Origin of the sequence: Alteromonas sp. KUL150, from assembly GCF_009811475.1 — a bacterium.
In the GTDB taxonomy this organism is placed as follows: Bacteria; Pseudomonadota; Gammaproteobacteria; order Enterobacterales; family Alteromonadaceae; genus Alteromonas; species Alteromonas gracilis.
The window spans coordinates 28,448-41,217 of record NZ_BLIJ01000055.1; the positions used below are offsets into that span (position 1 = coordinate 28,448).

Sequence of the window (12,770 nt, forward strand, 5' to 3'; positions counted from 1 at the left end):
TTGTGAAACACCAAACCGACAACCTAGTTCATTATATTCGGCCCCCTATAGTTTTCATTTTATTTGCCGATAAACTATAGAATTGTAATATCTCGTTGTTTCACAGTATCGAAGATATCATCGTTGAGAGAATGAAAAGGCATAGCACGCTTATATGAACAGGAAATCCATCACCTTATATTTTTTTGTCATGGTGTCTATGTTCCCTGTGATAGCTTACGGCGACTTTTTCAATGATGTGAGCAATGCTTATCTTCCAGGGGAAGTTAAATCAATAATGGTCGGTGAGGCAGAGGCCCCCGTTATTGAGGTAGAGGCAAAAACCCCTTTATCTCTTGGTACTGCGATTATCTTTACCGAGCCTTTTCCCTCAAGCCTTACACTCGCAGAGGGCAACAGCCTTGCCGACTTGCTCGCTGAAAAAGGATGGCACGTAGTAATTAGCCCCGTAAACTTGCCTCTAGCCCCTACGCCTTCAGCAGATGAGGCAGCCGCTAGCACACCAGAAGATGATGCAGCACAAAACAATCAAGCTGACGAAGCAATACATCCAAGAAGTAATCAACTTACTCAATACCTTAATTTCGAAACAGCTACGTCTGCACTAACCTTGCAGGTCAACGCATTGAATAATTATTTACAGAACCGCTCTGGCTATCGCATGGTGATTGCGCAAGGCATGCTTGCCGCGACCTATTTCTCGGCGGCAGAGCTACAACCTAATTTACATCCTGACACCTTCATCGCAATCTCACCATTTTGGCCTGAAGATACGACGAATAACCTGCTTATTAATACCATGGCAAAAGCGGAATATCCGGTTTTAGATTTATCACTTAGCGCGTTTAACGATTGGGAAGCAAGTACAACATTGAAAAGGAAAATAAGAGCAAAAAATGAACTTAAAATACACTACAGACAAATAACGATCCCCAGCAGTTTTTTAGCCTTTAGTATAAAGGAAACTCAAAAAAACCCGCAAATTCAGATAATTGCAAATAACACCATTGGTTGGACACGTCATTTGGGCTGGTAATTCTCTCGTCTTCAGCCTAGTCTAAATATTCACCCAAAACAGACACCTAGGTTAATAAGGCAAATTATCAATTAGCTTAGCGAGTGAAAATTGCGAATTGGACTATACTTTAATTTAGTAAACAAAGGCGGTTGAGTTACTTGTGAGTGTTCAGGAATTTGTAGATAACAAAGCGAAACAGCTATGTTTCTATTTGAGAGCATTTTGGCAAGATGAGCTTCCTATTGAGGAGTTGGAGCTATTTTTTTGGGATAGCATGGAGGAATGGGGTCAAATTGAATTTACGTTAACCCAGCCCTACACTCAAAAGGAACGCGTTTTTTGGCATTTACTGCATCAAGTACATTATTGGAATGAAGATAAGCTTAGACAAGATCGTTTTCTTGTTGACGAGCTTACAAACTGCGTCAATTTCTTGGAAGGTTTAGGGCACTGTCCACTTGACTGTGTGGGTGTTCGTCCTTAACACCGTTCCCGTTGTGGTTTTTCTCAAACCCACAAGATACGTTGCTCTCTACTCATATACCGCTCCCTTTAGCCTGTTATCGCTACGTGTTATTAGGCAAGTATTGTTGCTAAACAATGTGGTTCATGGCTCAATACGCTTTTGAGTTACTTCCCAGGGCTGAAGTTTTGCTAACCGCTTTAAAGACTTTCAATGACAAGCGCTATCTGAATATTTTTCTGTTTGGTATTTCCAGTGGCTTTCCATGGATAATGATTAGCTCAGTACTTTCAGCCTGGTTAAAAGATGAGGGGCTCTCTCGTTCCACCATAGGACTCTTTGGAATTATTTTTGCCACTTACTCTTTTAATTTCTTATGGTCTCCCCTAGTCGACAAGGTTAAGCCGCCTCTTTTAGGTCAACGCAAAGGCTGGATTTTCGCGATGCAGTTATGCATTGTGCTTTTGTGCCTAGGTATGTCTCAACTAACTGCAACTTACGATTTGTACTATGTCGCGTTTGTAGGCTTACTGATCGCTATTGCGTCTGCTACGCAGGACATCGCCATTGACGGCTTCCGTATCGATTGCATAGATAAAGACGACAAGGATGGGTTGTCTGCAGCGTCTTCGATGGCAACGGCTGGGTGGTGGACTGGCTATGGCGGGCTTGGCGCAATTCCATTTTTTCTTGCCGATTTAACCGCCTGGTCTTGGCCTGATATCTACCTGCTGTTAGCGGCAATTATGGCGTTATTAATGTGCGCAACCCTAATAGCCAATGAACCTCTCATTGACAGGGAAGCCTTGCTTCAAAAAATCACTCACAAGACGAATAGCTCTCCCGTTGTTTACTGGGTTAGAACTACACTTGTCACCCCATTTTCGGAATTTTTTACTCGTAATGGCGTTAAGCTCGCAGCATCTTTTTTACTTTTTATTTTTCTATTCAAAATCGGCGAGGCCTTTCTTGGTCGAATGAGTATCGTTTTTTATAAAGAAATTGGCTTCTCTAACAGCGATATCGCGACATATTCAAAACTCCTCAACTGGTGGGTAACGATTATTTTTTCTCTATTAGGTGGCCTTGTTAATATTCGCTATGGCATATACCGAGGGCTCATGACTGCCGGTGTGGCAATGGCGGCGTCAAACCTTCTCTTTGCGCTTATTGCGCAAACAGGTCCCTCTACTTCTCTACTAGCGGTAACTGTAATCGTTGACGGCTTTACGGGCGCGTGGAGCACGGTTGCGATGGTCGCTTTTATATCGCTGTTATGTAACCGGGCTTTTAGCGCTACACAATATGCACTAATGGCATCGCTGAGCGTTGCAGGGCGAACGTTGGTTGCCTCTAGCAGTGGTGTAGTCGTAGACAGTTTGCACGGTGACTGGAGCTTATTTTTTGTTCTAACTACCGCAATGGTAGTCCCAAGCCTCTGCTTTTTGTACGCTATTCGTCACCATATCAACCGGGTTGAAAGAGGATAATTTAATCTTATTGCCTTGCAAGTTCACGAGTGTTATCTACATTTAAAATAAAGGTGTAGTTTTAAAACTAGCTACCAAGGAAGAATATTGAGTGCAGCCAAGGTTGACCATGTAAAGAGCAAACCATTAGTGAAAGTCCTGAAGTTTACTTTACTAAAAGTAAACTTCATCGCAGGGCTTATTGCGCTGATAACCGTTATCTTTTTGATAAGTCTCGTTAACCAAGAGGAGCGCATCGTAGCGAGCCTAACAAAAGGGCACGCTATTGAAGCTGACATTCTTGCTGCTGAGCAGCACATCAACCGCTACAATCTCCGTCACTTCGCTGACTCCCCTACTGCAACGGCATCGTTTAATAATCTTAAACTACCGATAAGCGTAGCCCATCAGAACTTACGTCTTTTCTTTGAGACCGAACTGGGTATCTCCGAAGCAGGCCGTATCTTGGATGAGGATACCTTTTCAACAATATCCCGTAATTTAGGTAATGAACCAAGCGAGCAAAAGGCTGTCGATGTACTCAATCTGGTACACACTCTCGTGAAGAGCCCGCCGAATATAGCAGCACGTTACGACACAAGTGAATTGACCCTACTTCCTCTGATGACGCTCATCCAAGACCGCGAAAGCGCTAACTTCAATGAATTACAAGGCCTTTACAGTCGCTTCTATCTTACCCTCATCGTCGGCGTTCTAGCGCTGTCATTATGGTACTTTGTGGCTTGGTTAATCTACAAAAGACATACACGTAGTGGTAGCCATAAGTTTAGTAAGTCAAAGTTAAGGGTGACCCCAATAAACGATGATTCCGAGATGCAAAATAAAGCATTTTTGCAGCTTATTAGCCATGAGTTTCGCGCACCGATAAGCGCAATAATAAGTGCACTTGAGCTTATTCCGAACATGGAGTCTAAGCGTTCGCATTTAATTCAGCAGGCAGAGCAGTCCAGCTATCGACTACTTAACCTTACGAATAATCTAACTGAGGTTCTTGCGACTAAAGCCGACGATAACCTTCAATTAACCAAAATTGACTTAATAAGCCTGCTTGATGAATGTATTTCACCTTTTTCAGTCCAAGTAAAAGACAAGAAAATCGAATTTAATATGCACTGCAGTCACAGTGTGCCCCAGTATGTAAATACGGATCCTATTGCTATTTCTAAGGTGATAACCAACATACTTGATAACGCAGTGAAGTTTACGACCAATGGGCTAATTGATGTTGCCATTACAACCCAAGTGAAAAAACGAGAAATATTCCTAGTCGTCGTTATAAGCGATACGGGAATAGGCATTGATGATGTCATTCAGAAACGCATGTTTGAGAGGTTCTATCGCGGCGAACATGCCAACGTTCGGCGTTATCCTGGCGCAGGTATTGGGCTATCTATTGCAAGCAAATGCATCGCTAAACTTGGTGGGGATATAGAAGTTTCAAGCACAGTAGGCGTAGGTTCCGAGTTTAAGATTTTTATCCCCCTTAACCCTGTCGAAATTAAACAGCCAGCAGTGGAAAACACGTCTAACGCCAAGTTTGCGGTAGTTGATGATCTCGAAATCTCACGGCTACATTTACAATCTATTATTACCTCTGAGGGTTTTACGGCACGTACTTTTTCATCGGGTGCAAACCTTTTAAACCTTCACGATGAAATATTGCAGTTCTCCGGAATTATTGTCGACCTTTATATGCCTGGGATGAATGGCCTTGAACTGGTAAGAACGTTACGGGCGATATATAGAGAAAGGGTTCCGCCCATAATCGTATTATCAGCCACACCGGATATTGCAAATATCATCGCTACTAGCGAACTCCCAGTCTACCAAGGCTTTGTAAAACCAATCGACCGAAACAGGTTTGTCGATGCGCTTCGTCATCTAACCACAAATAGCAAAAATGCAGTGCCCGATGATAAAAAGGCTCGAATATTAGTTGTTGAAGATGAGCCTATAAATGCTGAATTGGTCGAATACATGCTTCAATGTATGGGGCACGAAGTGACTGTAAGTTACACGGGCGATGATGCTATTAGCAGAGCCAATGAGTCCGCCTTTGACTGTGTTTTACTCGATATTAACCTGCCAGACATTAGCGGTTTGGAGGTTGCGAAAATACTGAAGGAAGGCCGTCCTGACCTTCCTGTCATCGCATTAACAGCAAATGCACATCGCGACGATAAAGAAGCCTCTTTACGTTCGGGTATTCGTTACCATCTTGTAAAACCCATAACCTTTCAAGAGCTTAAAAATACGCTTCGCTTGGCACTTTAACAAAGCTGAGCCGGTTTTACTCGTAAATACAGTATTGGTTTCGGCCGCTTTCTTTTGCTTTATAAAGCGCTTGGTCTGAACATTCTAACCAGGCCATCGCACTTTTAAAGTCTGCAGAGAATTGAGCAAGGCCAAGACTAACAGTGAAACTTATCGACTCTCCTTCGTGCTCAACCGTTAAACGCTGTGCCAGTTGGCGAATTCGCTCTGCAACAGCTCTTGCATCTTCTACAGTGGAATCATTCAATATGATTGCAAACTCTTCCCCGCCATATCGTCCTGCTAAATCGGTTTCCCTTACACAACGCTTTATTAGCGCTGCAAGCATTTGAATGACTTTATCACCGGCTTGATGACCGTAAGTATCGTTAATGCGCTTAAAGTGATCGATATCCAACATAAGCGCTGTACTTGGTTTACCTCTACGAACACACAGCTTATACATCTCGTCAAAGCGTTCTTGCCAATAGCGACGGTTAAAAAGCCCGGTGAGGCCATCGACGCGACTCGCTGTTTTCATCTCTTCGTTAAGGTGCTCCATACCCAACTTGCCTAACGCTTGCTCAGTTACATCGTATACAAGCATACAAAAGCGTTCAACTCGGCCATTATTTTCTACAATAGGAAAAATGGTTACGTTTTGGTACATAAACTCAGCGGCGCATGTAACGGGGCGATTACAGGTAAACTTGAATAAGAAAGGGCGCTGCTCCCATATGATGAAGACAGGGCTTTTCAAATTGAAGACCGGGTCGATTTTCGTTCTCAGCCATGCCTCATCTATCTCAGAAAAATGAGAAAAAATGCTGCCGCCAATGACTGTCTGTGCTTTTTTAGCGCTGTGGTTTTCTAAAAACTTGTTCCACACTTGTACTGTAAAATTACGGTCAAGTACCGCAATTCCGACCTCTATGGAATCAAGTAATTCCAGGGGCACCTGAGAAGCCGTACCTTCCGTGTTCTGGGTCAACGTTCTTGTTGAAGCATTCATAGACTCTCCTTACCACCGTTAGTGTCCATTTCATCACTTAATAAGCGTTCGTAAACGTGATTCATGGCATCTCCGGGAAATAGCAGCAGTAAATCAAACGAGATATCTCTTGCTTTAATAGCATAGCCAATCTCTATGGCCATTAGCTTACCCCACCGATGCACATTATCACTCAACAACGCTGACAAACCTTGATGTTGACCAAGCAACACTGGGTGAGTGTGACTGAATGCTACGCTTAATTGTTCAGACAGGCCGTTCAAGCAGGCACCTATAAGGATATTAGACACGTCCATAAGCGCTTCTAACGCTAACTTGTCAGACGACGCTGACGGCGGGTATTTTAGTAGGTCAACGATATTTTGAGAGTTGGTGTCATTGAAGATCACCAGTGCTTCACCACTTATGCCCTCGCTGATAAATCCCTTAGAAACCGCTGACACGCTTTCGTTTCGATTTATCTCAGCCACCGCCATAGAGAGTTCGTTACTCTCTATGAGGTTTACATTCGGGATAGGTAAATCAATGAATTCCCCCAGTAGCTCAGCGAGGTTTTCCCCTGCTCGCCCCATAGCGATGTTCACCATTTCCCGACATGCGTCTAATTTATCTTCGTTGCTTGTCGGTTCATCTCGTGTATGAGGCGCATCATTTTTTTGCACTGTGTTTAAACGAGCACCTGACGAATGACCTTCACCACTGTAGATACCGTAAGACGATAATATTTGGCTCAGCTTTTCGTTGTCGATGGGCTTTCTGATAAAATCTAATGCACCAAGCGCCAGCATTTTTTCTCGTGCTTGTGCCTGCACATCACCCGACACAACGATTACCAAACACGGTAAGTCGAACTTACGGATAGCTTCCATTGTTTGATAGCCATCCATAACCGGCATATTGAGATCTAAAAAAACTACATCTCCTTTGCCTTCTCGAATAAGCGTTAGCGCCTGTTCGCCATTTTCAGCAAAAGAAACATCTACATCCCAATTATCAGGCAAACTACGCGCCATTTGACGCCTTGCGAAACCCGAGTCGTCGCAAATCAATATTGGAGTACTCATGGTAACTCCTTAAACTGCGACGGGGGCTTTGATGTGTGGATGTGACTGGTAGTTTTTAAGCGTGAAGTCGTCAAAAGAAAACCCAAAGATGTCTTTAACTTCCGGGTTTATTTCCATTGTGGGACGCGCAAACGGCTCGCGGCTAAGCTGCAGCTCCACCTGTTCAAGGTGATTTGAGTACAAGTGCGCATCACCCAGTGTATGTATGAAATCACCCGGCTCCAGATCGCAAACTTGGGCAATCATCATGGTGAGAAGTGCATAACTTGCAATATTAAATGGCACGCCCAAGAAAATGTCGCCGCTGCGTTGATACAGCTGGCAGCTTAGCTTTCCGTCAAGCACGTAGAACTGGAACAGCGTGTGACAAGGGGGCAAAGCCTGTTTACCCATTGCCGCATTTTCTTTTGGAGAATAATTGGTGTCTGGCAAAACCGCTGGATTCCACCCGCTCACGATAAGACGTCGAGAGTCAGGGTTGGTTTTGATTTGCTCTACCACTTCTGCGATTTGATCTACCGATGTGCCATCGCCCCGATCCCAACTGCGCCACTGGTGGCCATAAATAGGGCCAAGTTCACCCTCATCAGTTGCCCACTCATCCCATATTTTCACGCCGTGTTCTTTTAAATAGGCGATATTAGTCTCGCCTTTTAGAAACCAAAGCAGCTCATGAATAATTGATTTAAGGTGGCACTTCTTCGTGGTCACCAACGGAAAACCTTCTTGGAGGTTAAATCGCATCTGATAGCCAAATACACTTAACGTACCCGTACCAGTTCGATCTTCCTTTTTCACACCCGTATCACGTACATGGCGCATTAATGCGAGATATTCTTTCATCGTTATTCTTATACTTATTTACTGTTCAACACGGCCTTTTCCACGCGTATATGCGCGTACTAATAATCCTATTCCTAAAGCAATCATAGGTAAACAAAGAAGTTGTCCTTGGCTTAGGCCCATTTGATATAAGCCAATATGAGCGTCGGGTTCTCTGAAAAACTCAACGATAAAACGGAAACTTCCGTAGCCTAATAAGAATAAACCACTGACTGCCCCTACTGGGCGCTTTTTAGCAGAATAAAGCCATAGAATAATAAAGAGTAAAACCCCCTCTAGCGCAAACTCGTAGAGCTGAGAGGGATGGCGAGGCACATTACCCGCATTCGGAAATATAACCGCCCATGGCACATCGGTACTGCGCCCCCAAAGCTCTGCGTTAAGGAAGTTTCCAATTCGCCCTGCACCTAACCCAATCGGTACAAGTGGCGCAACAAAGTCCCCTAATCTCAGGAAAGTCGTGTTCATACACTTCGCTCGCCAAAACAGCGCCGCCAATACTCCAAGTAATCCACCGTGGAATGACATACCGCCAGCCCAAATCTTAAAAAGATACAGCGGGTCGTCGAGGAACATGCCAAACTGATAAAAGAATACGTAACCGATACGGCCACCTAAAATAACGCCGACAAAGCTCCAGAAAAGTAAATCGCTTAGCTGCTCGCGACTCCAATTCGTTTGTGACAGGCGCTTTTGTGCCAATAGATAGGCGGCGATAAACCCCACAAGGTACATTAGACCGTACCAACGAACACTTAACGGGCCCATACTGAAGATAACGGGGTCGATACTGGGGAATACCAGATAACTGCTCTGTTCCATTACTTTATTCAATTCCTAAAATCATTCTAATACTTACGAGAACCAGCAAGCATGCCAACATCGCTTTCAATATGCGAACGTTCACGCGCTGTCCAAGCTTCGCGCCAATATTTGCGGTGAACATCGAGGTAGCAACAATACCAGCTGTGGCAGGTAAATAAACATAACCCAAACTGTGTTCTGGTACATCTATCGCATTCCACCCTGCAATAACAAAACTAGTGGTTCCAAAAACTGCAATAACTAAGCCGCAAAAAGCGGCGCAGCCGATAGCTGCGCGTACATTAACACGAAACCATACTAGAGCAGGCACCAGCAATGCACCACCACCTATGCCCATCAACGCACTTAGTAAACCAGCGCCACCACCCACGAAGGATAAGGTGCCGTTAGACGCTTCGTTTTCGGACGCTTTTTGTTTCCCGAATATCATTTGCAGTGCAATTAAAATAACTAGTACGGCAAAAATATCCTTTAGGAGCTCACCGGATATATGACTTGCCACCTGTGCGCCTATAATAGCGCCAACGGCAATGCCCAAGCCCGTGTAAAGCACCACTCTACGTTGAATATTACCGAGTTTGTAATGAGCGCGCGCCGAGGACATGCCTGTAAAAATAATGGTTGAAAGCGAAGTAGCAATAGCAACAGGCATGACGGTTTCAGTGGTCATTCCCATAAAGTGAATAAGCAAATACGACAGCGCAGGCACGATAATAAGACCACCGCCAATGCCGAGCATTCCCGCGAGAATGCCAACAACGGAACCTAGAATCAGACAACTGACTATGATAACAACGAGTGGGTCCATTCCTTACGCACCTGCTCGGATAAGGCCTCCAAGGCCCTTTGTTTCAAGATATTTATTCAAGTGCACAAAGACTTCTTCTTGATTCACAGAGGTAAGTGCCAGCGAAAGTAACTGCTTACACTCATCTAACGTGACTTTTCGAATAAGCCAGTTGATCTTCCTCAAGTTAAAACCATTCATACTCAATCGGCGGTATCCCATCCCCATTAACAGTAGTGCGCCAGCAGGCTCACCAGCAATTTCGCCACAAATAGTCACTGGCACCTGATTCTGATTAGCTTTTTGCACCACATCGTAAAGCGCACCTAATACCGCAGGATGATAACTGTTATAGAGACCAGCTACTCGCGTATTGTTTCTATCTACCGCTAGTAAATACTGGGTTAAGTCATTGCTGCCTACCGAGAAAAAGTCGACGTGCTTAGCCAATTGAGGTAATTGATAAAGTACAGAAGGTACTTCAAGCATGATACCTAACTTAGGTTTGTTCAGGGTCTCTCCTGACTCGGCTATTTCATCAGATATCTCGTAAAATGCCTGATTAATAAGTCGCTTTGCCTCTTGCACTTCAGACACGGTGGAAATCATTGGCAACATTATTTGTAGGTTACTTAGCCCAACGCTTGCTCGAAGCATAGCGCGTACTTGAACCAAGAAAATTTCAGGATGATCCAACGTTAGACGAATACCCCGCCACCCCAGAAATGGATTTTCCTCGCTAATTGGAAAATAAGGTAATGGCTTATCACCTCCCACGTCTAAGGTACGCATAGTGATGGGTAATGTGGGCGCAGCCTCTAACACTTGGCGATACAATTCGACCTGCTCTTGTTCTGAGGGGAACCGCTCTCGAAGCATAAAAGGGATTTCAGTTCTATAAAGCCCTACACCAGCACCAATTTGCTCTGCGTTTAATTCAACTTCAGCAGATAGGCCAGCATTAATATAGAGCGACATTCTGCAGCCATCTACGCTTTCACACGGTTTATCAGCCTCTGCATCAATCTTTTCGGCGATCGCCGACTCTTCTTCAATGAGCTGAATAAACTCTGTTTTTATGTTGCGCTCAGGGGAAATAATGACTTCACCAGAGTAGCCATCAAGCAGAATTTCTTTGTCTTCCAAAAGCGCAGGCGTTACATTTTGACAGCCCATCACGGCGGGCACGCCCATAGCTCTTGCTAAAATTGCAGCGTGAGAGTTGTTAGAACCACGAATAGAAATAATGCCGTTGAGCTTGTCTCTTGGAAACTCGGCAAGCATTGGCGCTGAAACCTCATCAGCCACCAAGATACTGGCTTTTGTGATGACCTTCTCTGTAACTTTTTGACCGTTAGCTTCATACAAAATGTTGGCTAATATACGGTCTGACAAGTCAACAATATCAATGGCACGCTCTTGCATGTAAGGGTCGTCCATCGCACGAAAACGAGCAGCATAGCTTTCTATGACCATTTTCAGTGATGATGCCGCATCCCAACCTTCGCGAATTTTTTCCTCAACCTCTCTTCCCAAACTATTTGCATCGAGCAGGTGATGATAGAGCTGAAATATAGACTTAACGTCATCGGGAATGGCTTCATCAAGTCCATTAGACAATGCGTCCACATGGCCTCGCGTTACCTCAACCCCTTTGCGGTATAATTGAATTTGCTCTAACGGAGAATCGGTCCGTTTTACCACCCAGTTTTTCAGGTTAATTGACTTGTCTAGCGACACCCCTTTACCAATCGCTAACCCTGGGGAGCCTGCAATGCCCCGCACATTTTTTTGTCGGGCAGTGTTGTCATTTGAATTTGAGAGTGTCAGCGCACCGCGAATATCGGCATTAGTGATTTCCAACGCTAGCTGCGCGGCCAAAGTAACCAAGAACGCCTCTTCATCTTCGCTGAAGCGTCGCATTTCAGCTTGCTGGAGCGTAATAACGCCAAGCACACGCCTTTGATTGATGATAGGTGTGCCCAAAAAAGCGTTGTACTTTTCTTCTTTTACTTCGGGATAGTGCTTAAACCTGGGGTGGCTAGGTGCATTAACAATATTGAGAGGTTCTTCTCGTTGTCCTACAAGACCAATGAGGCCTTCTGAGAAACCAATGCGAACTTGCTCTACGGCGTCTGGGTGAAGACCGTCGGTAGCTTTTAGTATGAACTCTTGCGCCTCGTAGTCAGCGAGATAGATGGAACAAGAGTCCACATTTAGCGTTTGCTTAACACGCGAGGCAAGCCGAAACAACGCCGTATCGAGAGCAGAAATTTGACTAATTTCCTGCACGATACGTTTTAATGTAGTTAGCATTGCGCCTTGCTGGCTTTGAGGGCTCACCGGTTACTCCTTGTTTACTCGCTGCTTACACCCGCGCATAGCAATCTTCCGCATGTTTAGCCGCGCCTGCGCTTTTTACCACGTTTGTGTGGCACTACGTTTTGGCGTTGTGGTGGACGATGCTGCGCAGACATGACCACAGGCGAGAACTCTTTCATTACTCGTCTGTAAACGTCTCGCTTAAACGATACAACGTTTCTTATCGGATACCAGTAACTTACCCACCTCCAGTCATCAAACTCTGGATGACCCGTTTTGAGTACATTGACATCTCGCTCGTTGCAATCAAGCTGCAACAAGAACCATTTTTGTTTTTGCCCTATACAAACAGGGTTGCTGCCCTGACGAATTAATCGCTTAGGCAATTTATATCTCAGCCAGTTGCGGGTAACACTTAAAATAGTGACATCTTTCGGTGTCAGCCCTACTTCTTCGTGAAGCTCGCGGTACATAGCTTGTTCGGCAGTTTCCCCTTCATCAATTCCGCCTTGAGGGAACTGCCATGAATGTTGACCATAACGTCTTGCCCAAAATATTTGACCCATTTTGTTGCAAATCACTATGCCCACATTCGCACGGAATCCATCGGCATCTATCACATAGACTCCCGGGCACACTATACTGTTATATGTTTTCATTCTTCCATAAACTATGCTCCAATCATAGCTTTAA

Annotated in this window: 11 protein-coding genes; 4 read left to right on the forward strand and 7 right to left on the reverse strand. The window is 44.6% G+C overall.

The genetic code is table 11. From position 1 onward, the window contains the following. Positions 1–154: 154 nt before the first annotated feature. The 4 genes from GVO62_RS12945 (at position 155) to GVO62_RS12960 (ending at position 5,245) form a co-directional block, all read left to right on the forward strand. Complete coding sequence (locus GVO62_RS12945) at positions 155–1,036, forward strand: DUF3530 family protein (RefSeq protein WP_159119602.1); 882 nt, start codon at positions 155–157, stop codon at positions 1,034–1,036. A 142-nt stretch (positions 1,037–1,178) separates the two neighbouring features. Beyond that, entirely contained in the window at positions 1,179–1,502 is a 324-nt protein-coding gene (locus GVO62_RS12950) for a hypothetical protein (RefSeq protein ID WP_159119603.1), read from the forward strand. 125 nt (positions 1,503–1,627) lie between these two features. Further along, positions 1,628–2,971 (forward strand): AmpG family muropeptide MFS transporter, encoded by a 1,344-nt coding sequence (locus GVO62_RS12955; protein WP_159119604.1) that lies wholly within the window; start codon positions 1,628–1,630, stop codon positions 2,969–2,971. An 87-nt stretch (positions 2,972–3,058) separates the two neighbouring features. Beyond that, a complete protein-coding gene (locus tag GVO62_RS12960) occupies positions 3,059–5,245 on the forward strand; it encodes a response regulator (protein ID WP_159119605.1) in 2,187 nt (728 codons plus the stop codon). Between the two features lie 16 nt (positions 5,246–5,261). On the opposite strand, the gene GVO62_RS12965 is transcribed toward GVO62_RS12960, so the two are convergent. The 7 genes from GVO62_RS12965 to rppH all read right to left on the reverse strand — a co-directional run bounded on the left by GVO62_RS12965 (position 5,262) and on the right by rppH (position 12,697). Continuing rightward, on the reverse strand, positions 5,262–6,236 hold the full coding sequence (locus GVO62_RS12965; RefSeq protein WP_159119606.1) for a GGDEF domain-containing protein: 975 nt from the start codon (positions 6,234–6,236) through the stop codon (positions 5,262–5,264). Then, the gene (locus GVO62_RS12970) at positions 6,233–7,300 is read right to left on the reverse strand and encodes a response regulator (RefSeq protein WP_159119607.1); all 1,068 of its coding nucleotides are present in this window, start codon (positions 7,298–7,300) and stop codon (positions 6,233–6,235) included. The genes GVO62_RS12965 and GVO62_RS12970 overlap by 4 nt, the downstream gene beginning before the upstream one ends. Positions 7,301–7,309: 9 nt before the next feature. Next, positions 7,310–8,143 carry a thymidylate synthase gene (locus tag GVO62_RS12975; protein ID WP_120960985.1) on the reverse strand — a complete coding sequence of 278 codons (834 nt, stop codon included), beginning with the start codon at positions 8,141–8,143 and terminating at the stop codon, positions 7,310–7,312. A gap of 18 nt (positions 8,144–8,161) precedes the next feature. Beyond that, positions 8,162–8,965: a prolipoprotein diacylglyceryl transferase gene (lgt, locus tag GVO62_RS12980; protein WP_159119608.1), complete on the reverse strand. Its 804-nt coding sequence runs from the start codon at positions 8,963–8,965 to the stop codon at positions 8,162–8,164. 4 nt (positions 8,966–8,969) lie between these two features. Further along, positions 8,970–9,776 (reverse strand): sulfite exporter TauE/SafE family protein, encoded by an 807-nt coding sequence (locus GVO62_RS12985; RefSeq protein ID WP_159119609.1) that lies wholly within the window; start codon positions 9,774–9,776, stop codon positions 8,970–8,972. Between the two features lie 3 nt (positions 9,777–9,779). Further along, positions 9,780–12,071: a phosphoenolpyruvate--protein phosphotransferase gene (gene ptsP / locus GVO62_RS12990; protein WP_159119627.1), complete on the reverse strand. Its 2,292-nt coding sequence runs from the start codon at positions 12,069–12,071 to the stop codon at positions 9,780–9,782. Between the two features lie 83 nt (positions 12,072–12,154). Beyond that, entirely contained in the window at positions 12,155–12,697 is a 543-nt protein-coding gene (gene rppH, locus GVO62_RS12995; protein WP_159119628.1) for an RNA pyrophosphohydrolase, read from the reverse strand. Positions 12,698–12,770 lie beyond the last annotated feature (73 nt).